Source organism: Pararhodobacter sp. CCB-MM2, from assembly GCF_001691415.1.
Classification (GTDB): domain Bacteria; phylum Pseudomonadota; class Alphaproteobacteria; order Rhodobacterales; family Rhodobacteraceae; genus Pararhodobacter.
In genome coordinates this window covers 33,491-59,513 of record NZ_LRRR01000026.1, presented here as the reverse complement: position 1 = coordinate 59,513, position 26,023 = coordinate 33,491, and the positions used below count along the sequence as shown (strand labels likewise).

The 26,023-nt window shown below is 66.3% G+C and carries 24 protein-coding genes; 18 read left to right on the top strand and 6 right to left on the bottom strand.

The window, feature by feature from the left end; genetic code table 11:
* Position 1: 1 nt before the first annotated feature.
* Positions 2 to 853, top strand: coding sequence for an RNA polymerase factor sigma-32 (locus BCY78_RS19125; RefSeq protein ID WP_068305046.1), 852 nt, complete (start codon positions 2 to 4; stop codon positions 851 to 853).
* Positions 854 to 1,076: 223 nt separating this feature from the next.
* Complete coding sequence (locus tag BCY78_RS19120; protein WP_068305044.1) at positions 1,077 to 1,760, top strand: VanZ family protein; 684 nt, start codon at positions 1,077 to 1,079, stop codon at positions 1,758 to 1,760.
* Between the two features lie 21 nt (positions 1,761 to 1,781).
* Here BCY78_RS19120 and BCY78_RS19115 read toward each other — a convergent pair whose 3' ends face one another.
* Complete coding sequence (locus BCY78_RS19115) at positions 1,782 to 2,762, bottom strand: DUF2125 domain-containing protein (RefSeq protein ID WP_068305042.1); 981 nt, start codon at positions 2,760 to 2,762, stop codon at positions 1,782 to 1,784.
* A gap of 106 nt (positions 2,763 to 2,868) precedes the next feature.
* On the opposite strand from BCY78_RS19115, the gene BCY78_RS19110 reads away from it, so the two are divergent.
* The 5 genes from BCY78_RS19110 (at position 2,869) to BCY78_RS19090 (ending at position 8,935) form a co-directional block, all read left to right on the top strand.
* Positions 2,869 to 3,408, top strand: coding sequence for a gamma-glutamylcyclotransferase (locus BCY78_RS19110; RefSeq protein WP_068305040.1), 540 nt, complete (start codon positions 2,869 to 2,871; stop codon positions 3,406 to 3,408).
* Between the two features lie 142 nt (positions 3,409 to 3,550).
* Positions 3,551 to 4,687, top strand: coding sequence for a biopolymer transporter ExbB (locus BCY78_RS19105; RefSeq protein ID WP_233499443.1), 1,137 nt, complete (start codon positions 3,551 to 3,553; stop codon positions 4,685 to 4,687).
* Complete coding sequence (locus tag BCY78_RS19100) at positions 4,687 to 7,092, top strand: peptidoglycan -binding protein (RefSeq protein ID WP_068305038.1); 2,406 nt, start codon at positions 4,687 to 4,689, stop codon at positions 7,090 to 7,092. The genes BCY78_RS19105 and BCY78_RS19100 overlap by 1 nt, the downstream gene beginning before the upstream one ends.
* Positions 7,093 to 7,178: 86 nt before the next feature.
* Positions 7,179 to 8,273 (top strand): ABC transporter permease, encoded by a 1,095-nt coding sequence (locus BCY78_RS19095; RefSeq protein WP_068305036.1) that lies wholly within the window; start codon positions 7,179 to 7,181, stop codon positions 8,271 to 8,273.
* A complete protein-coding gene (locus tag BCY78_RS19090) occupies positions 8,270 to 8,935 on the top strand; it encodes a TetR/AcrR family transcriptional regulator (protein WP_083195155.1) in 666 nt (221 codons plus the stop codon). Before BCY78_RS19095 ends, BCY78_RS19090 begins: the two co-directional genes overlap by 4 nt.
* Before the next feature lie 190 nt (positions 8,936 to 9,125).
* On the opposite strand, the gene nusB is transcribed toward BCY78_RS19090, so the two are convergent.
* Genes nusB through ribB form a run of 3 tightly spaced genes read right to left on the bottom strand, consistent with a single transcriptional unit; the run spans position 9,126 to position 11,251 of the window.
* Positions 9,126 to 9,593, bottom strand: coding sequence for a transcription antitermination factor NusB (gene nusB, locus BCY78_RS19085; RefSeq protein ID WP_068305035.1), 468 nt, complete (start codon positions 9,591 to 9,593; stop codon positions 9,126 to 9,128).
* A complete protein-coding gene (locus tag BCY78_RS19080; protein ID WP_068305031.1) occupies positions 9,590 to 10,129 on the bottom strand; it encodes a 6,7-dimethyl-8-ribityllumazine synthase in 540 nt (179 codons plus the stop codon). The genes nusB and BCY78_RS19080 overlap by 4 nt, the downstream gene beginning before the upstream one ends.
* Positions 10,130 to 10,132: 3 nt before the next feature.
* Complete coding sequence (gene ribB, locus BCY78_RS19075) at positions 10,133 to 11,251, bottom strand: 3,4-dihydroxy-2-butanone-4-phosphate synthase (RefSeq protein ID WP_068305027.1); 1,119 nt, start codon at positions 11,249 to 11,251, stop codon at positions 10,133 to 10,135.
* A gap of 313 nt (positions 11,252 to 11,564) precedes the next feature.
* On the opposite strand from ribB, the gene BCY78_RS19070 reads away from it, so the two are divergent.
* The 3 genes from BCY78_RS19070 to BCY78_RS19060 all read left to right on the top strand — a co-directional run bounded on the left by BCY78_RS19070 (position 11,565) and on the right by BCY78_RS19060 (position 15,529).
* Positions 11,565 to 12,281 (top strand): hypothetical protein, encoded by a 717-nt coding sequence (locus BCY78_RS19070; RefSeq protein WP_068305025.1) that lies wholly within the window; start codon positions 11,565 to 11,567, stop codon positions 12,279 to 12,281.
* A 294-nt stretch (positions 12,282 to 12,575) separates the two neighbouring features.
* On the top strand, positions 12,576 to 15,227 hold the full coding sequence (gene alaS / locus BCY78_RS19065; RefSeq protein ID WP_068305024.1) for an alanine--tRNA ligase: 2,652 nt from the start codon (positions 12,576 to 12,578) through the stop codon (positions 15,225 to 15,227).
* Positions 15,227 to 15,529 (top strand): DUF1330 domain-containing protein, encoded by a 303-nt coding sequence (locus BCY78_RS19060; protein WP_068305023.1) that lies wholly within the window; start codon positions 15,227 to 15,229, stop codon positions 15,527 to 15,529. Before alaS ends, BCY78_RS19060 begins: the two co-directional genes overlap by 1 nt.
* 215 nt (positions 15,530 to 15,744) lie before the next feature.
* On the opposite strand, the gene BCY78_RS19055 is transcribed toward BCY78_RS19060, so the two are convergent.
* Positions 15,745 to 16,200 (bottom strand): Lrp/AsnC family transcriptional regulator, encoded by a 456-nt coding sequence (locus BCY78_RS19055; RefSeq protein ID WP_083195154.1) that lies wholly within the window; start codon positions 16,198 to 16,200, stop codon positions 15,745 to 15,747.
* A 118-nt stretch (positions 16,201 to 16,318) separates the two neighbouring features.
* On the opposite strand from BCY78_RS19055, the gene BCY78_RS19050 reads away from it, so the two are divergent.
* From BCY78_RS19050 to BCY78_RS19035, 4 genes are read left to right on the top strand one after another with little or no spacing between them, the layout of a single operon-like run.
* Entirely contained in the window at positions 16,319 to 16,525 is a 207-nt protein-coding gene (locus BCY78_RS19050; protein ID WP_068305021.1) for a DUF6356 family protein, read from the top strand.
* Entirely contained in the window at positions 16,526 to 17,320 is a 795-nt protein-coding gene (locus BCY78_RS19045) for a class II glutamine amidotransferase (protein ID WP_068305019.1), read from the top strand.
* 32 nt (positions 17,321 to 17,352) lie between these two features.
* Positions 17,353 to 18,249 carry a fatty acid desaturase gene (locus BCY78_RS19040; RefSeq protein WP_139103227.1) on the top strand — a complete coding sequence of 299 codons (897 nt, stop codon included), beginning with the start codon at positions 17,353 to 17,355 and terminating at the stop codon, positions 18,247 to 18,249.
* A 57-nt stretch (positions 18,250 to 18,306) separates the two neighbouring features.
* On the top strand, positions 18,307 to 20,706 hold the full coding sequence (locus BCY78_RS19035) for an ATP-dependent helicase (RefSeq protein ID WP_068305017.1): 2,400 nt from the start codon (positions 18,307 to 18,309) through the stop codon (positions 20,704 to 20,706).
* Positions 20,707 to 21,461: 755 nt separating this feature from the next.
* Here BCY78_RS19035 and BCY78_RS19030 read toward each other — a convergent pair.
* Entirely contained in the window at positions 21,462 to 21,683 is a 222-nt protein-coding gene (locus BCY78_RS19030; RefSeq protein WP_068305016.1) for a DUF1127 domain-containing protein, read from the bottom strand.
* A 390-nt stretch (positions 21,684 to 22,073) separates the two neighbouring features.
* On the opposite strand from BCY78_RS19030, the gene BCY78_RS19025 reads away from it, so the two are divergent.
* From BCY78_RS19025 to BCY78_RS19010, 4 genes are all read left to right on the top strand, one after another.
* Positions 22,074 to 23,177, top strand: coding sequence for an Mrp/NBP35 family ATP-binding protein (locus BCY78_RS19025; protein WP_068305014.1), 1,104 nt, complete (start codon positions 22,074 to 22,076; stop codon positions 23,175 to 23,177).
* A gap of 1,094 nt (positions 23,178 to 24,271) precedes the next feature.
* A complete protein-coding gene (locus BCY78_RS19020) occupies positions 24,272 to 24,694 on the top strand; it encodes a division/cell wall cluster transcriptional repressor MraZ (RefSeq protein ID WP_369808713.1) in 423 nt (140 codons plus the stop codon).
* 11 nt (positions 24,695 to 24,705) lie between these two features.
* A complete protein-coding gene (gene rsmH / locus BCY78_RS19015) occupies positions 24,706 to 25,698 on the top strand; it encodes a 16S rRNA (cytosine(1402)-N(4))-methyltransferase RsmH (protein ID WP_068305012.1) in 993 nt (330 codons plus the stop codon).
* Complete coding sequence (locus BCY78_RS19010) at positions 25,698 to 26,021, top strand: hypothetical protein (protein WP_068305010.1); 324 nt, start codon at positions 25,698 to 25,700, stop codon at positions 26,019 to 26,021. The genes rsmH and BCY78_RS19010 overlap by 1 nt, the downstream gene beginning before the upstream one ends.
* Positions 26,022 to 26,023 lie beyond the last annotated feature (2 nt).

The following is a 26,023-nucleotide window of genomic DNA, read 5'->3' as shown; positions in this document are numbered from 1 at the left end:
GATGGGCTTCCAGGATCCGCATATTCGCCGCTACGTGCGTGCCTCCATGGCCGAGGAAATCCTCGATGCCGAAACCGAAACCCAATTGGCGATCGCCTGGCGCGATCACGCTGACGAAGCCGCGCTGCACCGTCTGATCCAGGCCTATGCCCGTCTTGCGGTGTCCTTTGCCGGGCGCTTCAAGCGTTATGACGTGCCGTATGAAGACCTGATCCAGCAGGGCAACCTGGGCCTGATGCGCGCCGCCGAGAAATTCGACCCGACCAATGGCTCGCGGTTCTCGACCTATGCCGCCTGGTGGATCCGTGCGTCAATGCAGGATTACGTGATGCGCAATTGGTCTCTTGTGCGTACGGGCACCAATGCGACGCAGAAGAAGCTGTTCTTCCACCTGCGCCGAGCGATGCAGAAACATGCCCGCGACGAGTCGAGCGATCTGCCGCTGTCGGTCCGCGTGGCCGAGGAGCTGCAGGTCCCGGTCGAACAGGTCGAGGCGATGATGGGCCGCATGGCCGGTCCCGACCTGTCGCTCGATGCACCGCAGGGCTCGGATGAAGACGGTCGCTCCTGGGTCGACACGATCGAGGATACCGATGCCGCGACCGAGGCCGATGTGGCCGAGAAGCTGGACGGCGCCCGTCGTCGCGCGGCGCTTTACACGGCGGTCGAGCAGCTGCCCGAGCGCGAGCGTCGCATCGTCTCGGCCCGTCATCTGGCCGAAGACCCGGCGACGTTGAGCGATCTGGGGCTGGCCATGGGCATCTCCAAGGAGCGTGTGCGCCAGTTGGAAGAGCGTGCTCTGGCTCGGCTGACGCAGATCGTGCGCGAAGCCAGCGCGATTGCGGCCGAGTAATCGGCGATTGCCGCGCAGATATCGGGGAGTGGCGTTCCGCCTCCCGAACGAACAGATGATCGGGCATGGTGCGACGTTTCCGCACCGTGCCCGTTTCTTTTCCACAGATCATGTCCGGGTTTTTGCATTTTGACATGATTTCGGTGTTAATGCTTGATTGTGAGACCTTTTCCCGCCGCCGCTTCGATGGGAGAATGGGCCAGACAAGGAGCGACACGGCGCGATGACGCAAGGCACAGCTTCGCAGGACGGCAGCGGATCGAAACCGCGCCCCGATCTTCGGGAGACGGAAGATCGGCTCAAGACCATGCGGCGTGGGCGCATGTCCGGTGGCGGCCGTGCGGTCGGCTCGTTGGGGTCGATGCTGGCGGGGCAGATCTGGGTCTGGCAGCGCTCCGGGCTGATCCTTGGGATGATTGCGGCGCTGTTGATTGCCGGGGCAACTCTGTCGCCCATGCCGCCGGGGAACCATCTGACCGGCGGGATCGACAAGGTCTACCATTTCATCGCCTTCGCCACGCTGATCTTTCCGCTGATCCTGACGGATTCCCGGCGATGGTCCTGGGCGGTTCCGGGGGCGATCCTGTACGGCGGGCTGATCGAGCTGATCCAGCCCTCGGTCGGGCGTTCTGCTGAATGGCTGGACTTCGGTGCCGACATTGCCGGCGTGCTGGCCGGGGCCGCGCTGTCCGAGATCCTGCACGACCGCATCCGCGCGAAGTTCTTCGCCGTGGACGAGACCCCGGTCAGCGAAGCCGATGCCGAGGCCGAGGCGTTTGAGCGCGAAGCGATGCGCGCCGAGCTGATGGATGAGCTGCGCGTCGCCCTGCGCGAGGAACTGCACACCCTGCGCAGCGAAACGCCCGAGGCCGACACCGACGCCCGGACCGAGCAACGCGGCTCCTGACGCCGCGCCGCTTCCGAAGGTTCAGGCGGGCAGGCGCAGGCGGGGCAGGGTGCCCAGCAGCAGCGGCCCGAGGCGCAGATCCCCTTCGGCCACGGTCAGCGGAATATCCAGCCGGTCGTCGCCCTCGGTCGTCATGCTGCCCAGCGTGGTCAGCAACATCGCCTGTGTGCCGTCGTCCAGCATTCCGGCCTGACGCAACTCATCGAGCAGGGCTTCCCAGCCCGTCACCTGCAGCGTGACATCGCCGGACAGCATGCCGTCCGGCCCCGGCGTCAGGCGGCCCGTCGCGGTCACATCCACCCCCGGCCAGGCCGCATCGAAGCCGGTCAGCGTCACTCGCGTCAGTCGGGGTTCGATGCCGTCGGCGAGGTGGCGGTCCAGCACCCGGTCGAATTCCAGCTCGGCCGAGGCACGCAGACGCTCGAACCGGCGCGGCCAGAGGACTTGGGGGTCCAGCCGGTCCATCAGCGCAGGATCGGGGAACAGCCCCTCGGCCACCAGAGCGACCTCATGCACCCGGTCGGCCAGCCGGCGCGTGCCCAGCCGCAGCGTGTCCAGCGCATGGGTTTCATCGGCCAGCTGCAGGTCCAGCACATGGCCGACCACGGCCAGACGCTCCAACGGCAGGTCCAGCGACGGCTGCATCACCAGCGAGGCACGCAGATCCTCGGAATGGATCAGCAGCTCCTGCCCATTGGCGTTGAGGATCTGGTCGGGGGCCATCACGGCCACCAGATGCTGCGGCTTGTAGGTCAGCGCGAAGAGCTGCAGGAACGGGGTGCTCCAGCTGACGCCTGCCGCCTCGATGCGGGGGGCGTCGAAGGTCACGTCGAAGCGGTTGGGGAAGCCGTGGATCTCGTAGCTGTCGACCTGAACCTCGGGCCGATGGGCAAGGCCCGCCGAGATCGCGCGATCCAGCGCGCGCACGCCGATGAACCAATAGGCACCCCAGGCCAGCACCGCCAGAACCGCCAGCACGGTCAATCCCTTGATGGCCCGCATTCCGGCCCCCCGTTGTTCTTTTGTCCCCCGCTGTGTACAGCCGGGATCGGCGCGCGGCCAGTCCCGCATCGCGCCGATCACCTTTGTCTGACTGTCGGAGACGACGATGCGCCCGCTTTGGGTCTTCGGATATGGCTCGCTGGTGTGGAATCCGGGCTTCGCCTGGACCCAGCGACAGGTCGCGGTGCTCAAGGGCTTCCGCCGCTCCTTCTGCATGCTGTCCATCCATCACCGCGGCACCGAGGAGCTTCCGGGCCTCGTTCTGGCCCTCGACGCCGCCGAGGCCGAAGCCGAATGTCACGGCGTCGCCTTCGAGATCGCACCCGAGATCGCCGATGAGACGCTGGAATACCTGCGGGCGCGCGAGTTGATCTCGGCTGCCTATCTGGAGGAATGGCACCCGCTGACGCTGGAGGACGGCCGCGAGGTCGAGGCCGTGGTCTATGTCATCGACCGCGCGCATGAGCAGTATCGCGGTGACCTGACGCTGGAAGATCAGGCGCAGCGCATCGCGCGGGCCACGGGCGGGCGTGGGCCCAACTGCGAATACCTGCACCAGACGGCCGCGCATCTGGCCGCGCTGGGCCTGCGTGACCCCGAGCTCGACTGGCTCTCGGATCGCGTGAAGGTGTTGAAAGGCGAGTAAAACCCGGTTGGCAAAGCCGGAAACGCCCTTTAACTTTCCCCAAACTTTGCAGGTGCAGCGAATGGCCAGACAGTTGAGAGCAGGGGCTCTGGGACCGATCGGACGGGTCCAGTTCACACCGCCCTTGCGCCAGCTCACGCTGATGCTGATTTCGCTGGCGCTGGTGGGTTCTGGCGTCGCGCTCGCCTATCCGCGCATCTCGGGCATCTTCCTCGCCAATATCTGGCTCAATGGTTTCATCGCACTGGTCTTCGTGATCGGTGTGCTGGCGACCTTCTGGCAGTTGCTGCAGCTGTTCTCGTCGGTGCGCTGGATCGGCGGGTTTGTCGCCGGAACGCCGGGCCATCAGGTCACCATCGCGCCGCGGCTTCTGGCACCGCTGGCCTCGCTGCTGCGGCAGCATGGGTCGGGCAGCCATATCTCCTCGACCTCGGCGCGGTCCATTCTGGAATCCGTCGGCACGCGGATCGATGAGGAACGGGACATCACCCGATACCTCGTCAACCTGCTGATCTTCTTGGGTCTTCTGGGCACCTTCTACGGCCTCGCCACCTCGGTTCCGGCCGTGGTGGAGACCATCCGCTCGCTGGCCCCGCAGGAGGGTGAGAGCGCGCTGTCCGGCTTCGGGCGGCTGATGAGCGGGCTCGAGGCGCAGATGGGCGGCATGGGCACGGCCTTCTCGTCCTCGCTGCTGGGCCTTGCGGGCTCGCTGGTGGTCGGCATCCTCGAACTCTTCGCCTCGCAGGCGCAGAACCGTTTCTACCGTGAGCTGGAGGAATGGCTGTCCTCGATCACCCGTCTGGGCACGGCGCTGAACGACGGCGAGAGTGGCGGCATGGGTGCGGTGGCCGAGGTGCTGGACGCGCTGGGAGAGCAGATGGAGGCCATGCGCCTCGTGCAGGAACAGGCCGAGGAAAGCCGCGCGCGGCTGGACGATGCGCTGCAGACCTTGGCGCAGGCCGTCACCCGGCTGGCCAAGCGCGGCGAGGATGGCTCGACCGAGGCGCTGCTGCGCGTCGCCGAGGGGCAGGACAAGCTTCTGGCGCAGTTGCAGGGCATGGCCGAGAGCGAAGCCTCGGGCGAGGCGGAGCCGCATATCGAGGCCGAGACGCGCCTGCGCCTGCGTTCGATGGACGTGCAACTGGTCCGAATCCTTGAGGAACTTTCCGCCGGCCGACAGGAGGCCATGGCCGACCTGCGCTCGGATCTGGCGATGCTCACGCAGGCCGTGCGCCAGCTCAACCGTCAGCACCCGCCCTCGATCGAGGACGAATACTGATGGGCCTTTCGCGCCGATCGAACCAACGGTTCTCGGCCTCGATCTGGCCGGGCTTCGTCGACGCCATGACGGCGCTGCTGCTGGTGCTGATGTTCGTGCTGTCGATCTTCATGATCGTACAATCGGTGCTGCGCGAGACGATCACCAATCAGGACACCGAATTGCAGGGCCTGACCGAACAGGTCGCCGGCCTGACCGATGCGCTGGGCCTGTCGCGCGCCCGCGTCGGCGCGCTGGAAGGGCAGGTGGCGGGGCTGAACAGCGACCTTGACGCGCTGCGTAGTGAGTCCGAACAGCAACTCGCCCAGATCGCCGCGCTGGGCCGGGATCTTCAGGCTCGCAGCGACGCTTTGTCCGCGGCCGAGACCCGCATCACCTCGTTCGAGGCGCAGGTCGCGGCGCTGATCGCCGAACGCTCGGATCTGACGGACCGTCTGGCCTCGACCGAGGCGCGGCGCGATGCGCTGATCTCGGAATCCGAGGCGTTGAACCTCGCGCTGGCACAGGCCCGCGGCGAGATCGACGCGCAGGCCGAAGCCGCCCGGTTGGCCGCCGCCGAACGCGAAGCCGTTGAGGCCGCCTTGGCCGAGATGCGCGCGCGGGCCGAGGCCGGCGAGGCCTCGCTGGCGCAGATGCTGGCGCAATTGACCGAGACCCAAACCGCTCGGGACGAGGCGCTGGCTTCGCTCACGCAGACGCAGCAATCCCTGCAGGCGCTGCAGACCCGTCAGGACGCGACACTGGCGCAGGTCACCGCCCTGCAATCGGACCTGAGCGCCGCCCAATCGGCTCGGGACGCTGCCGCCGCCGACCTTGCCGCGCGCGAGGCCGCCTTGGCTGAACTCGCCAGCCAGTCCGACGCCGATGCCGCCCGCATCGCCGCCCTCGACGCGCAGCTGTCGGATGCAGAGCTGGCTCGCCAACGGGCGCTGGCGGAACTGGCCGCATTGGATGACGAGACCCGCGCCCGCCTCGAGACCCTGCAGGGCCAACTGACCGAGGCCGAGGCCGCGCGCCAACGCGCGCTGGCGGAATTGGCAACGCTGGACAGTGACCTGCGCGCCCGGATCACCGAGCTGGAAGCGCAATACAGCGACGCCGATCTGGCCCGTCAGCAGGCCCTCGCGCAGTTGGCCAGCCTTGATGGCGAGACGCAGGGCCGCATTGCCGCCCTCGATGCCCAGCTGACCGATGCCGAGGCCGCGCGTCAGCAGGCGCTGGCCCAACTCGCCACCCTGTCGGATGAGACCCGCGCTCGCATCGCCACGCTGGAAAGCCAGTTGTCCGAGGCCGAGTTGGCCCGCCAAGCGGCGCTGGCGCAGGTCGCGCAGTCGGAGACGCAACTGACCGAGGCCGAGCGGGCGCGTCTGGCCGAAGTCGCCGCCGCCGAGGCCCTGCGCGCGCGTCTGGCCGAGGTCGAGGGATCGCTGTCGGCGGAAGAACAGGACCGTCTCGCACAAGCCGCCGCGGCCGAGGCCTTGCGTCAGCGTCTGGCGAACTCCGAGACCGAATTGACCGCGATGACTCTGGCGCTGGAGGAACAGCGCCGCCGGGCCGAGGAGACGCTGACCCTGCTCGCCGCCGCTCAGGCCGCCCGGGACGAGGCGCAGGCCGCCCGCGACCAAGGCGTGACCGAGGCCGAGACCCGCGCCGCCCTTCTGGCCTTGGCCCAGCAGGAATTGACCGATGCTCAGGCCGTCTCGGCCGAGGATCAGCGCCGCCTCGCGCTGCTCAACCAGCAGGTCGCGCAATTGCAGCGGCAGGTGGCAGGGTTGCAGGACCTTCTGGGCGAGTCGCGCGCCCGGGAATCCGAGGCCTCGACCCAGATCGAATCGCTGGGGTCCGACCTGAACGCCGCCTTGGCCCGCGTCGCGGCCGAGGAACGCCGCCGCGCGCAGCTGGAAGAGGCCGAGCGCCGCCGACTTGAAGCCGAGGCTGCCCGACTGGAACGCTATCAGTCTGAATTCTTTGGCCAGATGCGCGAGATCCTTGATGGCCGCGAAGGCGTGCAGGTCGTCGGCGACCGCTTCGTCTTCCAGTCCGAAGTGCTTTTCCAGCCGGGCTCGGCGGATCTGTCCCCCGCCGGTCAGGCACAGATCGCCAATGTCGGGCGCATCCTCCTCGATGCCGCGCGCGAGATCCCGGACAGCATTGACTGGGTGCTGCGGGTCGACGGCCATACCGACGATGCCCAGCTGCGGCCGGGCGGGGAATATGCCTCGAACTGGGAACTCAGTCAGGCGCGCGCACTGTCGGTTGTCCTCTATCTCATTGACAACCTTGACTTCCCGCCCGCGCGCCTCGCCGCCACCGGCTTTGGCGAGTTCCGTCCCGTGGTGCCCGGCTCCTCGGCCGAAGCCCGCGCGGCGAACCGTCGGATCGAGCTGAAACTCACCGAACGCTGAGATCTGAAAACCCGCGAAACGGCAGGGGATTGACGCAGTGCAGAAATGTGAGTAATCACTCACTCGCAAAATCTGGAGCCCTCCCCATGACCTTCCTCTCCGCCGCGCTGCGCGAGCGCCCGATCCTGCGCGGCGCCTTGATCGTGCCTTCGGTCATCGCGCTGATCTTCTCGCTCTTCAACCTGACCGTGGCCCCCGATCCGGCCGCCATGGCCGCGCATGTCACCATCGCCACCGTCAACGAGGACACGGGCCTGCCGTTCCCGCCGGTCAACATGGCCAGCCGCATGATCGAAGGCCTTGGCAGCCGCCTGCCGATGCATCTGCAGGCCTTTGACACCGAAGCCTCCGCCCGCGCGGCGCTCGAGGCGGAAGAGGTCGCGGCGCTGATCGTGTTCCCGGCAGATTTCTCGACGGCGATCGCAGGACAGGGGCCGGTGCCGCTGACGCTGGTGACCTCGGGCAGCCTGACGATGGGCGAGGCACAGATGACCGGCGCGCTGCCGGCAATGCTGGAATCGGGCGTGGCCTCGGCGGTGCAAGGCATCCGCCTCGCGCTGGCACAGGGCCGCATGCCGGACATGACCCCGCCCGTGGCCCTGCAATCCGAGGTGCTAAACGCCCCGGTCAACGCCGCAGCCCGCATGGCCCCCTTCATCGCCAACTTCGTGACCGCCCTGTCGGCGCTGGTCGGCGGGATCATCGGCTGGGTCGGCACGCGCGGTCTCGCGGGCACCCGTGGTGCCGCGCTGCGCACGTTGTTCCCGGTGATTGCGCTGCCCCTGTCGGCCGCAGTGCTGGCCGCCATCGTCACCAGCCTGGCCGGCGGAAGCTTCCTCGCGCTGTGGCTGGCCGTCGCGGGTCTCGGCATTGCCTTCGGCTGGTTCTTCGCGGGATCGCTGGCACTGTTCGGCCCGCTTGCCCTCGTGGTGCTGGTGCCGCTGGTGTTCTGGCAGCCGGCTCTGGGTGGTGCACAGATGCCGCTGGCCGCGGGGCCGGCTTGGCTGCAGAACGCGTCGGTGCTGGGCCTTGACCAGATCGGCGGCCATTACCGCGCAATCCTGCTCGGCGGCAGCACCGGCTTCCCTTGGGCGCTGGCGGGCATCGCCGCGGTGGCCGGCCTGACGATGATCTGGCTGCGCGGCGCGCTGGTGCGTCAGACCGCGCCGGTCGCGGCATGAGCGGCAGCGATCCCGTTGCGGTAACCGAGGCGGTGGCGGCCGTGATCGCCGCCGTCGAGGCCGAGGAGGGCAAACTCGCCCCCAAGAAACGGGCGGTCCTCGAGGCCGCCCTGTGCTGCTTTGCCGAGCAGGGTTTCGCCGCCACCTCGACCCGTTCCATCGCCGAGCGGGCCGGCGTGGCCGAGGCGACGATCTTCCGCCACTTCGCCTCGAAGGAGGACCTTCTGCTGCGCATCGTCCGACCGCTGGGCATGCGCCTGATGGCCCCCGCTGTCGCCGAAGCCGAGGCCGTCTTCGCGCAGGCGGATGGCGACCCCGAGGAGATGATCCGCGGCATCTTCCGCGCGCGCCTTGCCTTTGCCGACCGCTACGCGCCGCTGGTGCGCATCCTGCTGCAGGAACTGCCGGTGAACCCGGCCCTGCAGGGGCTGCTGCAGGAAGGCGTTATCGCCCGTCTGGCCCGCTTTGCCGAGGACCGCCTGACCCGCGAAGCCGAGCAAGGCCACATCCGGCCGATCGCCGCGGGACGCTTCCTGCGGATCGTCGCCTCGGTACTGATCGGCTATTGGGTCTCGCGCTCGATGGTCGCGCCGGGCGACTGGGATGACGAGGCTGAAATCGCCGTCATGGCCTCGGTCCTCGCCCGCGGCCTGCAACCCTGACGGTCGAAACGCAAAAGACGGCGCCGTTTCTCCGGCGCCGCCCCTTTGATCCCATCCGGACGGGAAATCTCGCAACGCGTCCCCAAGACCCGCCGCCCCTTTTTCCTATCTTCGTTCTGAAAATATCCTCGGGGGTGAGCCCGAAGGGCGAGGGGGCAGACAGCCCCCTTCTTCTTCTCAGCCCGGACTTTTACGCAAACGCCTCGGGCTTCGCCTCGCGCGCCATGTGATCCAGCACCGCGTTGACGAACTTGCTTTCCTTGCCTTCCGGGAAGAAGGCCTGCGCCAGCTGCACGAATTCGACGATCACCACGCGCGGGGGCGTGTCGCATTCCACGAACTCGGCCCCGGCCGCGCGGAACAAAGCGCGCAGCGTCGGGTCGATGCGCGCGATCGGCCATTTCGCCACCAGCGCGCGGTCGGTCATCTGGTCGATCTTCGCCTGTTGGTCCACGGCCATTTCCAGCAGCGTCCGGAACAGGGTGATATCGGCCTCGACCCAAGTCTCATCCTCGCCCTCGGCGCCGATGCGGAAGTTCTCGAACTCGGCGCGGACCTTCTCGACGGTCTGGCCCGAGGTCTCCATCTGGAACAGGGCCTGAACCGCGTAAAAGCGGGCGGCCGAGCGCAGCGCGCGTTTTTCGTCAGCCTTGCTCATGCCTTGGCACTCCCTTCGGCCAGTTGGATCGTCTCGCCCAACGGCCGGAAACCGATCGAGCCCTTCGAGCCACCCCATTTGCGTTGCAGCGCCACCAGATGCAGGGCCGCCGCGGCCGCGCCGCCGCCCTTGTTCTGATCGGTCGGGTTGGCCCGGACGGCGGCCTGCTCGTGGTTCTCCACGGTCAGGATGCCGTTGCCGAGGCAGCAGCCCTGCAGGGACAGCAGCGTCAGCCCGCGCGAGCTGTCATTGCAGACTGTGTCGTAATGCGTGGTCTCGCCACGGATGACGCAGCCCAACGCGACAAAGGCGTCGAAATTCGTCATGCGCCAGGCTTGGCTGATGGCGGCCGGGACCTCGAGCGCGCCGGGAACCTCGATCAGCTCCCAGCTGGCGCCGGCTTCTTCCAGCGTCGCCTTGGCGCCGGCGATCATGTCATCGGCGATGTCGCGGTAATAGGGCGCGACGACGATCAGGGCCTTCACCGGCTTCTCGAAGCTCGGCAGCGGCAGGGTGTAGTGGCTGGCTCCGGCCATGGCTCACTCCTTGGGAATGGGGCGGGTGCCCGCGATATTGAGCCCGTAGGCATCGAGGCCCACCACACGCGGGGTGGGCGAATTGGTGACCAGCGTCAGGTTGTGCAGCCCCAGCGCGGCGAGGATCTGCGCGCCGAGCCCGTATTGGCGCAGCGTTTGCGGCGAGGAAGCGTCATCCAGCGCCAGTTTCATGTCGGTGTCACGCAGCAGCACGACCACGCCACGGCCCTCGGCGGCGATCAGCTTCATCGCGCGCTGCAGGTCGCCGGCATGGCCCGCGCCGATGCCAAGCACGTCTTCCAACGGGTTCAGCGCGTGCATCCGCACCAGCACCGGCGCCGGATCGGTCAGGTCGCCCATCGACAGGACGACATGCTCGCTGCCCTGCGTCTGGTCGGTAAAGACGCGCATCATCCACTCGCCGCCATGCACCGAGGCGACCGAGCGCTGCGCGGTTTCGCGCACGAGGTTGTCGTGGCGACGGCGGTAGGCGATCAGGTCCGAGATCGTGCCGATCTTCAGATTGTGCTTCTGCGCGAAGGCCACGAGGTCCGGCAGACGGGCCATCTCGCCATCGTCCTTCATGATCTCGCAGATCACGCCCGAGGCATTGAGGCCCGCAAGGCGCGAAATATCAACGGCGGCTTCGGTATGACCCGCGCGGACCAAGACGCCGCCCTCACGGGCGCGCAGCGGGAAGATATGGCCGGGCGTGGCGATATCGGCGCCGGTCTTCGACGGGTCGATCGCCACGGCGACGGTGCGCGCGCGGTCATAGGCCGAGATGCCGGTGGTCACGCCTTCGCGGGCCTCGATGGACACCGTGAAGGCGGTCTCGTGGCGCGAGGCGTTGTTCGTCGACATCAAGGGCAGGCCGAGCGCGTCGATCCGGGCGCCGGGCATCGACAGGCAGATCAGCCCGCGGCCATGGGTGGCCATGAAGTTGATCGCCTCGGGCGTGGCCATCTGCGCCGGGATCACGAGGTCACCCTCGTTCTCGCGGTCCTCGTGGTCGACGAGGACGAACATGCGACCATTGCGCGCTTCGTCGATGATCTCCTCGATCGAAGAGATCGCGTCGCGCCAGTTCTCCTCGACGGGGCCGGGATTTTCGTAGTCCATCGCGGAATCCTTGGGTCAGGGGCGAGAGCGTGTGTGGGCTGCAGATAACGCAAGGTCGGTGTCTGTGAAAGGGGGAGGGCGCCTGCGACGCTGGGACAAAAGCCTGCAAAGCTGCACATCCGGCGTGCAGGAGCGCCCGAGGCGGTCTGTGACGGGCCGTCGGGTTGCCGGATCGGCGAAGAGATGCTGCGGATGCGAGGATGCGGCTGCGGAATCTGGACTTGGCGGTCAAATGGTGCGACTCAGGACGTTCCCGCATCGCGGGTATTCCCATTCCCTTGTCCGATCCCTTTCAGCGCCGAGCCTTGTCCCGATGGAAACGCATACGATTATCGCCTACCACCTTTGTACTTACACTTGGGCACTGACCTATATCGGCATCATCTACCGGGGCTTCAAAGACCAGTCCTACGGCATGCCGATCGTGCCGCTGACGCTGAACCTGGCCTGGGAGATCGTCTTTGCGCTGTTCATCCCGCCCTATGGCAGCGCCGACAGCGAGCTGATCCCCTACGGTGGTCTGAAGGCGCAGGTCATCTTCCTGATCTGGGCCACGCTGGATATCGTGATCCTGTATACGTACTTCAAATACGGCCACAAATATTTCCAGCGTTCCTATAATCTTAGCAAGGGGCACTGGATCGGCTTTACCGTCTTCATGATGATCTTCTCGTTCTTCATCATGTATTACGGCGGGCTCTTCTTCTGGCAGTTCGAGGTCTATTTCAACAACGACCAGATCGAGGGCGCGAAGATGATTGCCTTCATCCAGAACGCCATCATGTCGATCTCGTTCATCGCCATGTATTACATGCGTGGCAACACCGATGGCCAAAGCTTCACCATCGCCTGGGCGAAGTGGATCGGCACCTCGATGACCGGGGGCATCATCTACATGCTCACCCGCCCTGAGGACGGGAAGTTCGTCATCACCTTCATCGTCGCGATCTTCGTGGCCGACGTCTATTACATGTGGCTGATGTACCGGGCGCTGAAGAAGCAGGGCATCAACCCCTGGACGCGGCTCTGAGCCACCGTCTGGCGTTTCATCGCAACCCGGTGGCGCAACCCTGAGCCGTGGCAGCGCAAGCGCCGGCCCGTCCCCACGGGCTGGCGCTTTGGGCATCCACCCGCGCCGATCAGCGCTTCCGCGGATTTGGCGCGATAAAGCGCTTCGCTCCAACGGTGCTGCGCCATCCCACGGGCCGGCGCTCGCGCGGCTTGTGCCCCGTGACGGGTGTGTCCCATGCGATTCCCCTTGGAACACCGGCGGGATTTCCTCTAAATGGCCCCCAAACCCGCAGACCGAAGGGCCCCCTCGCCAATGGCAAGCCTCAACGACATCCGCTCGACCTATCTCGACTATTTCCGCCGTCAGGGCCACGCCGTGGTGGACAGCTCGCCGCTGGTCCCGCGCAACGACCCGACGCTGATGTTCACGAACTCGGGCATGGTCCAGTTCAAGAACGTGTTCACCGGCCTCGAACACCGCCCCTACCAGCGCGCGACCACCTCGCAGAAATGCGTCCGCGCCGGCGGCAAGCATAACGACCTGGACAATGTCGGCTACACCGCGCGGCACCACACCTTCTTCGAGATGCTCGGCAACTTCTCGTTCGGCGATTACTTCAAGACCGAAGCGATCCCCTTCGCATGGGAGCTGCTGACCAAGGATTTCGGCATCGACAAATCGCGCCTGCTGACCACGGTCTACCACACCGATGACGAGGCCTTCGAGATCTGGAAAAAGGTCGGCGTGCCCGAGGACCGGATCATCCGCATCGCCACGGATGACAATTTCTGGCGCATGGGCCCGACCGGTCCCTGCGGCCCCTGCACCGAGATCTTCTACGACCACGGCGACCATATCTGGGGCGGCCCTCCGGGCTCGGCCGACGAGGATGGCGACCGGTTCATCGAGATCTGGAACGTCGTGTTCATGCAAAACGAGCAGTTCGAGGACGGCTCGATGCGCCCCCTCGACATGCAGTCGATCGACACCGGCATGGGGCTGGAGCGGATCGGCGCGCTGCTGCAAGGCAAGCACGACAATTACGACACCGACCTGATGCGCGGCTTGATCGAGGCCTCGGCTAATGTCACCGACGGCGCGCCGGACGGTCCGGGCAAGACCCATCACCGCGTGATCGCCGACCACCTGCGCTCGACCGCGTTTCTCATTGCCGACGGCGTCATGCCCTCGAACGAGGGTCGCGGCTATGTGCTGCGCCGCATCATGCGCCGCGCTATGCGCCACGCCCATATGCTGGGCGCGCAGGACCCGGTGATGCACAAGCTGGTGCCGGCCCTCGTGCGCGCCATGGGCGGCCACTACACCGAGCTGAAGACCGCCGAGGCGCTCATCACCGAGACGCTGAAGCTGGAGGAAACCCGTTTCCGCACCACGCTGGACCGGGGACTGAAGTTGCTCGACGGCGAACTCGACAAGCTGGCCGACGGTGCCAATCTGCCGGGCGAGGCCGCGTTCAAGCTGTACGACACCTACGGCTTCCCGCTCGACCTGACGCAGGACGCCCTGCGTGAGAAGGGCCGCGCGGTCGACACCGCCGGCTTCGACGCGGCGATGGCGGAACAGAAGGCCAAGGCCCGCGCGGCCTGGTCGGGCTCGGGCGATACCGCCAATCAGGCGGTCTGGTTCGACGTGGCCGAGAAGCACGGTGGCACTGAATTCCTCGGCTATGACACCGAAACCGCCGAGGGCGTGGTTCTCGCGCTGGTCGAGGGCGACACGCAGGTCGACGAAGCCAAGGGCGAGGTCTCGGTCGTCGTGAACCAGACCCCGTTCTACGGCGAATCCGGCGGTCAGGTCGGCGATACCGGCTTTATCCGCTGGGATGGCGGCGCGGCCCGCGTGAAGGACACGAAGAAGGTCAATGGCGTCTTCGTGCATCAAGCCGTGGTCGAGGAAGGCGCCCTGCGCAAAGGCGCGGCGGTCAAGCTGGAGGTGGAGCATTCCCGCCGCTCGGCCATCCGCGCCAACCACTCCGCCACCCACCTGCTGCACGAAGCCCTGCGCCGCGCGCTGGGGGATCATGTCGCGCAGCGTGGCTCGCTCAACGCGCCGGATCGCCTGCGCTTCGACTTCAGCCACACCAAGGCGCTGGAGCCGGCGGAGCTGGTCTCGGTCGAGGCCGAGGTCAACGAATTCATCCGCCAGAACGGCGCGGTGGACACGCGGATCATGACGCCCGACGACGCCCGCGCGCTGGGCGCTCAGGCGCTCTTCGGCGAGAAATACGGCGACGAGGTTCGCGTCGTCTCGATGGGCTCGCTGCTGGATACCGGCAAGGGTCAGGACGGCAACACCTATTCGCTGGAGCTCTGCGGCGGCACGCATGTGAAGCGCACCGGCGATATCGGCGCCTTCGTGCTGCTGGGCGATTCCGCCTCCTCGGCCGGCGTCCGCCGGATCGAGGCGCTGACCGGCGAGCCCGCTCTGGCCTATCTGCGCGCGCAGGAGGCCCGTCTGGCCGAGGTCGCGGCGCTGCTGAAAACGCCGATGGCCGATGTCGTCGAGCGGGTTAAGGCGCTGGCCGACGAACGCCGGGCGCTGTCCAACGAGGTGGCGCAATTGAAGCGCGACCTCGCCATGGGCGGCAGCTCGGGCGGTGGCGTGGAAACCAAGGAGATCAACGGCGTGAAGTTCATCGCGCAGGTGCTCTCGGGCGTCTCGGGCAAGGACCTGCCGGCGATGATCGACGCGCTGAAGGATAAGCTCGGCTCGGGCGCGGTGCTGCTCATCGCGGACACCGGTGCGAAACCGGCGGTGGCGGCGGGCGTGACGGACGACCTGACTGGCGCGCTGTCGGCAGTGGACCTGCTGAAAGCGGCCGTGGTCGAGCTGGGCGGCAAGGGCGGCGGTGGCCGTCCGGCCATGGCGCAGGGCGGCGGCGCGGATATCGCCGGGGCCGAGAAAGCCATCGCCGCGGCCGAAGCCGTGATCGGAGGGAAGTGATGCCTAAAGCGCTCTGGATTGCCCACGTCGAAGTGACGGATGCCGAGGCTTATGGCCGCTACGCCGAAGGCGCTGGTCCGGCCATCGCCAAGCACGGCGGCAAGTTCATCGCCCGCGCGGCACGCTATGTGACGCTCGAAGGCGCCGACCGCGCGCGCCATGTCGTCTCGGTCTTCCCGTCGCTGGAACAGGCCGAGGCCTGCTACCATTCGCCGGAATACCAGGCGGCGTTGGACCATGCCCGGGGGGCCTCGGTCCGCGATCTGGTGATCGTGGAACTGGTGGACGACGCCGAACTCTGATCCACGCCGCGCGCGGGGTGGAAAGACCCAAAGGGGGCTGTCTGCCCCCTCTGGACACCCCCGAGGATATTTCGGGAGTAAAGATGCGGGCCTAGCCTGAGGATATGCGCAACTTGATATAAATTGCCCATCTTTACTCTTTAAATATCCCGGGGGGTGAGCCCGAAGGGCGAGGGGGGCGGCCCCCCCCTTTTTTCGTCTCTAGGTCTGCTTTCTTAGAGGGGTAGGGCGGTCGTGTCCTTCAGATCCTCCATCACGAAGCTCGCCGAGACATCCGCCAGATCTACGCGCCGGATGAGCCGCTGGTAGAGCGCATCGTACGCCTTCACATCCGCGACGCGCGCCTTGATCAGGTAGTCGAGATCGCCGGTCATCCGGTAGGCGCCGAGGATCTCGGGCAGGTCTCGCGTGGCCTTGGCGAAGCTCTCCAGCCAGCCCGGCCGGTGGTCCGAGGTCCGCACCATCAGGAAGACGGTCAGGCCCAGCCCCAGCGCCTCGGGGTCCAGAAGGGCCACGCGGGCGCGGATGATGCCGGCCTCCTCCATCAGCTTGATGCGCCGCCAGACGGCGTTGCGCGACAGGTGCACGCGGGTGCCGATCTCTTCCAACGGCAGGGCGGCATCCTGTTGCAGAAGGGCGAGGATGCGGCGATCCATCTCATCAAGTGTCATACGATATGCCATAAACGCGGGACATTATCCCGTCATTCTGCCGCATTCCCCGGATCTTTGCGACCCCTTCCCGCCGCCCGGCGGGTAGAATGTTCGCAACAAACCGGGAGATACGACAATGATCCAGCGCCTGTTCCTCGAACATCCTTCCTCCGTCGACGAAAGCTATCTCGAGCATGCGCGCTTTGCCGCCGGTTTCTCGGGCTGGCTGCTGCTGGCGGGTCTGGCGGCCGCCGTTCACGCCGTGTTACCCTTTGCCTGCGAAACTACCGCGAGCAGGATCGTCCGTCGCCTGCATACGCGCATCGAGAACCGGAGCCGCTGAATGTGCCGCTGGGCCGCCTATATCGGAACGCCGATCTTCCTTGAGGATGTCGTCAGCCGGCCCGGCCATTCGCTGATCCACCAGAGCCATTGCGCGACCCAGTGCAAGACGGCGATCAATGCCGACGGCTTCGGCATCGCCTGGTATGGCGAGCGTCCGGAGCCCGGCCTCTACCGCGACATCTACCCGGCCTGGTCGGACCCCAACCTGCGCTCGATCACCGCGCAGGTGCGATCAAGCCTGTTCCTCGCGCATGTCCGCGCCTCGACCGGCACCGCGACCAGCCGCAACAATTGCCACCCTTTCGCGGTCGGTCGCTGGAGCTTCATGCATAACGGCCAGATCGGCGGCTATGACAGCTTCCGCCGCGACGCCGACATGATGATCCCCGAGGATCTGTACCCGTATCGCAAGGGCGCAACCGACAGCGAGGCGCTGTTCCTCATCGCTTTGGCCGAGGGGCTCGATGCCGATCCGCAGGGCGCGCGGGAACGGGCCGCCGCGCGACTCATCGCGCTGAGTAAGGCGAAAGGGCAGGGGCCGCATCTGCGCCTCACCTGCTGTTTCAGCGATGGCGAGACGCTTTATGCCGTGCGCTATGCCTCGGACGACATGGCGCCGAGCCTCTGGCACCGCTGGTCCGACACGCGCGGCGGGCGGGCCGTGGTCTCCGAGCCCCTGGAAGCGGACGAGGCCGATTGGGAGCAGATCCCGCAGGGCTCGTTCTGCCTGTTCCGCGGTCAGTCCGTCGAAATCCGCCCCTTCGCCCCGAGCGCGCTGCAGCAGGCCGCTTGACAGGCGAGGGGCGCGTTGTACAGCTTTGTACAATGACCGAGACGCCCCTGACCCATTCGGATTTCCTCCGCACCCTTCCGGCCGAGACCCGCGCCGCGCTGACCCAGCGGTCGGCCCGTGCTGGGCTCTGGCATTTGGCCGGGCATGGCGGGTTGATCTTGCTCATCGGCGCCTTGATCGCGATGAAAGTGCCGGGCTGGTGGGCGCTCCTGCCCGTGCAGGGCGTGCTGATCGTCTTCCTCTTCACGCTGGAACATGAATGCACGCATAAGACGCCCTTCGCCTCGGATGTCCTGTGCGACCGCGTGGGTTCCGTCTGTGGCGCGCTGATCCTCAACCCCTTCCAATGGTTTCGCTATTTCCACCTCGCGCATCACCGGCACACCAACACGCCGGGCGACCCCGAGATTGCTTATCCCAAACCCCAGACCCGCGCCGACTGGATCAAACATGTCTCGGGCCTGCCGCTCTGGCTGGCCTCGGGGCAGCTGATCCTCCGGCTGGCCTTAGGGCGTGAGCGTCCCGCCTACCTGCCCGACCGCGCCCGCCCGCGGGCCGAACGCGAGGCGCGGATCCTGCTGGCGGTCTATGCGCTGGCGGCCCTGAGCTTCCTGTGGACCGACCTGCTGCTTTGGGTCTGGATCGTCCCCATCCTTCTGGGCCAACCCTTCCTGCGCCTCTACCTGCTGGCCGAGCATGGCGATTGCCCGCAGGTCGCAGACATGTTCCTCAACACCCGTACGACCTTCACCAATGCTGTCGTGCGCTTCCTCGCCTGGAACATGCCCTACCATGTCGAGCATCACACCTTCCCCAGTGTTCCCTTCGACAAACTGCCCGCGCTCCATCGCCTGATGCGCGATCACTTGGGCGTCACCGCGGACGGATACGTGGCATTTTCCCGCGCCTACCTCGCCCGTCACCGCTGACGGGGCTTGCACCCCGGGCCCAAGACGGGCATGACGGGAACAAGTGGGGAACGATGCATGAGTGAACGCAGCCTCTCGGAAATGGCCATGGGCGGCATCGCCGCCAGCCGGTCGGCCTCGTTCGTCGAGGGCCTGAACCCGGCGCAGCGCGAGGCTGTCGAGACGCTCGACGGCCCGGTCCTCATGCTGGCCGGCGCCGGCACCGGCAAGACCAAGGCCCTGACCGCCCGCATCGCGCATCTCATTGCCTCGGGCAAGGCGCGCCCGAACGAGATCCTCGCCGTCACCTTCACCAACAAGGCCGCGCGCGAGATGAAGATGCGCGTCGGTGCCCTTTTGGGCGACGCGGTCGAGGGGATGCCCTGGCTCGGCACCTTCCACTCGGTCGGCGTGCGCTTCCTGCGGCGGCATGCCGAGCTGGTGGGGCTGAAGCCGAATTTCACCATCCTCGATACCGACGACCAGCTACGGCTGATGAAACAGCTGATCCAGGCCTGGAACATGGACGAGAAGCGCTGGCCGGCGCGGCAGCTGGCAGCGCTGATCGACAATTGGAAGAACCGCGCGTGGCGGCCCGAGCAAGTGCCGGGCTCGGATGCGGGGCATTTCAACAACCGAGGCACGGAGCTTTACGCGGCCTATCAGGAGCGTCTGCGGACGCTGAACGCCTGCGATTTCGGCGACCTGCTGCTGCATGTCGTGACGATCCTGCAGAAGAACCCCGACGTGCTGGCGCAATACCAGCGCTGGCTGCGCTACATCATGGTCGACGAGTATCAGGATACCAACGTCGCCCAATACCTGCTGCTGCGGCTGCTGGCGCAGAGCCATCAGAACATCTGCTGCGTGGGCGATGACGACCAGTCTATCTATGGCTGGCGCGGCGCCGAAGTCGGCAACATCCTGCGGTTCGAGCGCGATTTCCCGGGCGCCAAGGTGATCCGGCTTGAGCAGAATTACCGCTCGACCCCGCATATCCTCGCGGCGGCCTCGGGCGTGATCGCGGGCAATGAGAACCGGCTCGGCAAGACGCTGTGGACCGAAGTCGAGGAGGGCGAGAAGCTGCGCCTGATCGGCCATTGGGACGGCGAGGACGAGGCCCGCTGGGTCGGTGAGGAGATCGAGGCGCTGGAGCGGGGCACGCGGGGCATGGCCCCGGTCAGCCCCGACGGCATGGCGATCCTCGTGCGCGCCTCGCACCAGATGCGCGCCTTCGAGGATCGTTTCCTGACCATCGGCCTGCCTTATCGCGTCGTCGGCGGCCCGCGCTTCTATGAACGGCTCGAGATCCGCGATGCCATGGCTTATTTCCGGCTGGCCGTGTCGCCGACCGACGATCTGGCCTTCGAGCGCATCATCAACACCCCCAAGCGCGGCATTGGCGACAAGGCGCGCCAGACGATCCAGCGCGTCTCGCGCGAGGCGGATTTGCCGCTTCTGATGGGCGCGGCTCTGGTGCTGCGCGATGGGCTCTTGGGCGGGAAAGCGGCCGGCAACCTGCGGGAATTCATCGAGAACATGGCGCGCTGGCATGACATGGTGCGCAGCCCGGTCGCGGCGCTCAGCGAAGACGCGGTGATCGAGCCCGACGAGCCCGAGGGCAATGGCGTCAACCATGTCCGCCTCGCCGAGATGATGCTCGACGAATCCGGCTATACCGCCATGTGGCAGAACGAGAAGACGCCCGAGGCCGAAGGGCGGCTGGAAAACCTCAAGGAATTGATCAAGGCGCTGGATGAGTTCGACAGCCTGCAGGGCTTCCTCGAACATGTCGCGCTGATCATGGACAACGAGAGCGAAGAGACGCAGGAGAAGGTCACGATCATGACCCTCCATGCGGCCAAGGGTCTGGAATTCCCCGTGGTTTTCCTGCCGGGCTGGGAAGACGGGCTGTTTCCCTCGCAACGCTCAATGGATGAAAGCGGGCTGAAGGGGCTCGAGGAAGAGCGCCGGCTCGCCTATGTCGGCATCACCCGGGCCGAGGAGTTGTGCCTCATCTCCTTCGCCGCGAACCGCCGGGTCTTCGGCCAGTGGCAGAGCCAGTTGCCCAGCCGCTTCATCGACGAATTGCCGCGCGACCATGTCGAGGTGCTGACCGCGCCCGGCCTGCACGGGGGCGCCTATGGCGCGGCCTCGGCGCATTCGGCGGGGCCGTCATCGTCCTCCAGCGCCTTGGAAACCCGCGCGACGAAGGCCGATGTTTATAACGCGCCCGGCTGGCGACGCATGCAATCGCGGGTGAAAACCACGCCGGCAGTGCCAGCGGAAGTGCGCGGTCCGGCGGCGGATGTGCATTTCGCACCGGGTGAGCGGGTCTTCCACCAGAAGTTCGGCACGGGCACGGTGATGGCTGTCGATGGCGACAAGCTGGCGGTGACCTTTGACCGGGTGGGCGACAAGCATATCGTCGCGCGCTTCGTGGTCCCCGCCGACGGCATGGATGACGTGCCGTTTTGACTCTGCTCACTGAATGGGCAATCGCCCGTTTGTGACGGATTTATTATAGTCATTGAAGAAATGATGTCGGCCTTCGCGCGATGACGCGAAGGCTGTGTCGTCATTGCCGCCAATAACGGCGCGCCAGATCGCTGAAAGCGGCATCGGGCGACGGTGCCGGCCACGAAAAACAACTGTCGGAAAATGAAAAGCGCGGTTGCCCAGGGAGGAGGAGGGGCAACCGCGCTTTGGGTCACGGCCATCGGGGGAGGAGGATCCGAGGGCCGGATGGGGAGGGCGCGGCGCTCCTAGGGAGGAGGAGTGGAGCGCCGCGCCTCTAACGGACAGCCCAGGGAGGAGGAGAGGGCGTCCGCATCTGCTTGGGGCATCGTGCCCCGGAATTCTGGCGCGATCACCCAGGGAGGAGGAGGGGCGACCGCGCTAACCGGGATCGCGGGAGGAGGTGCGACCCGGATGTTTTCGGCGCGACCCCCGAGGGAGGAGGAGAGGGTCGCGCCGCTGACGGATGCCGAGGGAGGAGAGAGGCATCCGGTCTCTGTCGGGGTGATAAACCCCTGAATTCGGGGCGCGGTTCCCAGGGAGGAGGAGGGGAACCGCGCCGGAGTGCATTCGGCCCAGGGAGGAGGGGGGGCCTCAGCAACTGGTCGGAACCTGGCCGCAGGGAGGAGGAAGCGGCGGGGTTCCTTGCACGATCGGCCCAGGGAGGAGGAGGGGCCGGCTCGTTTGGTGACCGGACCCTGAGGTCCGGGAATTCGTCAGGCGTCGCGGCCGTAGGCGGCTTCGTACGCGAGGCGCGTGATCATCGAGCGCGAGATGCCGAGGTCGGCCAGTTCGCGGGTGCTCAGCGCGCTGAGTTCGTTGTAGGTCCGCATGTAGACGCGCGAGCGGGTCCAGGCGGTGCGGAGCGAGGCGATGCCGTCGGCGATCGAGCCGAAGATGCCGGCGCTGCGGGTCTGATGAGCAGAGGCGAATGCCATGATTGCTACCTTTCGTTTCGTTGGCGTTAAGTCCGTCGGGCGGTCCCGACGAATTTCTTCCGCCGTTGAAGCAAAGATGGCGTAATTGCTGCATCTGCACAATCCCTTTCCTCGGCATTGCTGCTATGCAGAAACGGCATGGCGACGTAGGGGAAACCGGGGATTGGCGCCTTTTCCTACGACCAAGGTCGCGACTTTTCCAGCCCAACCTTGCATCCCTGTCAGCTTTCTCGCGCACGGCCGATTCCCTGTAGCAGCGGACAAATCTTTTCGCGCGTGCGCGCGCGTGTGCGAAAGCTTTTGCGCAGGGATGATTCTTGGGGGTTGTCTTGCGCCGATTCCTGGACAGGTTAGGGCCAACGACAGACGACCCTCGAACAGGAGACTTCCATGCCCGCCAGCCCCACGCGCGATGACATCCTCGCCACTCTCGGGCGCATCGCCTTGCCGCAGGGCGGCACGCTGGTCAGCGCCGATCTTGTGCGGGCGCTGGTGGTCGACGGCGGCGTCGTCCGCTTCGTCATCGAGGCCGAGAACCCCGATGCCGCCCGCGCTTTGGAACCCGTGCGGGCCGAGGCCGAGCGGGCCGTGGCGGCGATGGCCGGGGTCGACAAGGTGTCGGTGGCGATGACCGCCCATGGTCCCGCACCGAAGCAGGCGCCGCATTCCCATTCGCATGCTGCGCCGCAGGGCGAGGCCCCCTCGCTGAAGATCGGCCGACACCCGACGGCCGGTCCCTCGGAAGTGCCGGGGGTGAAGCGCATCATCGCCGTGGGCTCGGGCAAGGGCGGTGTGGGGAAGTCGACGGTCTCGGCCAACCTCGCCGTGGCGCTGGCGCGAGAGGGCTGGAAGGTCGGGCTGGTCGATGCCGACATCTATGGCCCCAGCCAGCCGCGCATGATGGGCGTGACGAAGAAGCCGGCCTCGCCCGACGGCAAGACGATCATCCCGCCGGTCGCGCATGGCGTGCGGGTGATCTCCATCGGGATGATGCTGCCCGAGGATCAGGCGCTGATCTGGCGCGGCCCGATGTTGATGGGTGCTCTGCAGCAGTTGATGACGCAGGTGGCCTGGGGCGATCTGGATGCGTTGGTGATCGACATGCCGCCGGGGACGGGGGATGTGCAGATGACGCTGTGCCAGAAATTCCCGGTGACCGGCGCGATCGTGGTGTCGACCCCGCAGGACGTGGCCCTTCTGGATGCGCGCCGCGCGCTGAACGCCTTCGAGGTGTTGAAGACGCCGGTGCTGGGCCTGATCGAGAATATGTCGACCTTCATCTGCCCCAACTGTGGGCATGAGGAGCATATCTTCGGGGATGGCGGTGTCGCGCGCGAGGCCGAGAAGCTGAACCTGCCGTTCCTTGGCTCGCTGCCGCTGGCGGTCGAGGTGCGCTTGGCCGGCGACGGCGGTCTGCCGGTCGCCGCAACGGACAGCCCCAATGCCGAGGCCTACCGCCGGATGGCCAAGGGGCTCATTGGCCAGCTGGCCTGACCCCGGCGCCATTTCCAAGCTTTCGATCCCCGGCCGGCCCTGCGCCCGCCGGGGTTTTTCATGCGGTGCCGGATTGTGCCACGCCGTGACGGGCGTTCGGGCCCCAACACTGGAGGATCGCAGCCCCTTCGAGGATTGGCTTTGGGATTTCATGGCCCGCGGTGGGTGAGGGGCCCTTCAGGTGGGGGTGAATGACCCTCGGTGCCGGGAATTCCCGGGACGCGGTGCCATGAGGTGCCGACAGCGCGCCGTATCTTGGGAATTTCCGGCACCGGATCGAAGCGTTCTGCTTCTGGATTGGGAATTCCCGGCACCGATCTTTCGCGGATCAGTCTCACAGACTCCTCTCGACTCTGTGAGCGGGATGCGACTCGGAGAGGCTGCTCCGATTCGAGGGCGAGAATCGGGGTGAATCGCGTCGATTCAGGGGGTTCCGGGGCGAAGCTGATCGGATGCGCCAGAACCTGCCATTGGGATCGGTGAGACGAATCGCGAACATAGAAAGTTATTCACAGGCCTGTTATCATTTGCCTGTGTCGCATGGGCCACAGGGCGGATTTTCGGCTCCGATTCTCTTGCGGTGATTGTTGCATCTCTGCGCGCATCATTTGGTGCGGCATGCCCCGTTTGCGTCAACATCTAGGCATTTTCGGCCGTCCGACTCGGGATCTAGGGGTGGGGCTGCCTCGATTGTTCCACAAAAAGGACAGTCGGTGCCGGAAAATGCCATTGAATGCCGGGTGCTGCCATGGCATTCCTAGTTTCACGGAAGCGGAACAACAAACCAAACGCTCCGTAAAGGCAGACTACAGGCAACCACCAATGACAAGAATCTAGAGCGTAGCGAGCAGACGTCTTCGACCCCCCCCCAGTAAGACGGTTACGCATCTGGACGACCCCAGGAATGGGACGAGGGCGCCGGCCCGGGTATGGCAGCACCCGGGTCGGCGTTACTCATTTCTGGCCCCGGATTTATGGGCCCTTCACCGGGCCGTGACATGAGGCGCATCACCGTGGCGCGTGGCTTTCGCGGAAGCGAGACACAGACGATCGACGCAAAGGGGCGGGTATCCATACCGGCCTCTTTTCGGCGTGTGATCGAAGCCGGTGACCCGACATGGCAAAGCGGTGAACGTGCGAACATGGTGATCGTCTATGGCGGGCGGACCCAGGATCACCTGAAGTGTTACACCCTTGAGGGAATCGAGGGAATCGAGAAACGAATCAAGTCGCTGAAACTTGGCTCGCCCGAGCGCAAGGCGCTGGAACGCATCTATCACGGTCAGTCCTGCGAGGTTCAGGTCTTCGAGGATGGCCGCATCCAGCTGCCGCAGAAACTGCGCGAGAAGTTGGAGCTGGGCAAGCAGGCCTTCTTCACCGCCGCATCGGACAAGTTCCTGATCTACAACCCGGATGTCTTCAGCGAGCAGGAAGACGATATCGACAGCTGGATCGAGGAACAGGGCGAGGAATTCGACCCCGAGACCCTGCTGCCCGAACTTGAAGACATTGAATGACGGGAGGTCCCATGCCTGCTGAACCTTCCGACGCCCCGCATATCCCCGTTCTTCTCGGCCCGATCCTCGAGCGCATTGCGCCGGTGTCGGGCGTCTGGCTCGATGGCACGCTTGGGGCCGGCGGCTATACCCGTGGCTTGCTCGAGGCCGGAGCCGACACGGTGATCGGCATCGACCGTGACCCGCTGGCGCTGGACATGGCGGCCGTGTGGGGCAAGCCCTATGGCGACCGGCTGCGCGTGGTGGGCGGCACGTTCTCGGACCTCGATACGCTGGCCGGCGAGGCGCTGGACGGCGTGGTGCTGGATCTCGGCGTCTCGTCGATGCAGCTCGATCTGCCGGAGCGCGGCTTCTCCTTCATGAAGGACGGCCCGCTGGACATGCGCATGAGCCAGTCAGGCCCCAGCGCGGCCGACATCGTCAACACCGAGGATGAGGGCGCGCTGGCCGACATCCTCTACCATTACGGCGAAGAGCGCGCCTCGCGCCGGATAGCGCGGGCCATCGTCAAGGCGCGTGACGAGCAACCGATTGAAACCACGCTGCAATTGGAGAAGATCATCTCCTCGCAGCTGCCGCGTCCGAAGCCGGGGCAGAGCCATCCGGCGACCCGGTCGTTTCAAGCCTTGCGCATCGCGGTGAATGCCGAGTTCCACCAGCTCGCCGATGGTCTGGAAGCCGCCGAGCGCGCGCTGAAGCCGGGCGGCTTGCTGGCGGTTGTCAGTTTCCACTCGCTCGAAGACCGGATCGTCAAACGCTTCTTGCAGCTGCGCTCGGGCCGGATGGGGCAGGGCAGTCGTCATGCGCCGGTGACCCAGCAGGATGAGCCGCGGTTCGAGACGCTGACCCGCAAGGCCGTCAGCGCCGATGAGGCGGAATGCGCCGCCAACCCGCGCTCGCGCTCGGCGCTGCTCAGGGTGGCGCGCCGGACGGCGGCACCGGCCGGACCGGTGGATCGCAGCGGGCTGGGCCTGCCGCGACTCGCGTTGAAAGGAGAGCGTTGATGCGGGCGTTGTTCTATCTTCTCACGGCCTTCGGGGTGATTGGCCTTGCGATCTGGGCCTATGACCAGAACCAGCAGACCCAGACCGCGCAACGCGATGTGCGCCGTCTGCGCGCCGAGATCCGCTCCTTGCACGAATCCATCGACGTACAGCGCGCGGAATGGGCCTATCTGAATCGCCCGCAGCGCCTGCGCGCGCTGGTGCAGATGAACTACGCGCGGCTGGAATTGCTGCCGCTGGAGGGCTCGCGCTTCGGCCGGGTCGAGGAAATTCCCTACCCGATGATCGCCCCCGCCACTGACGGCGCCGGGCAAGAGGGCTGACC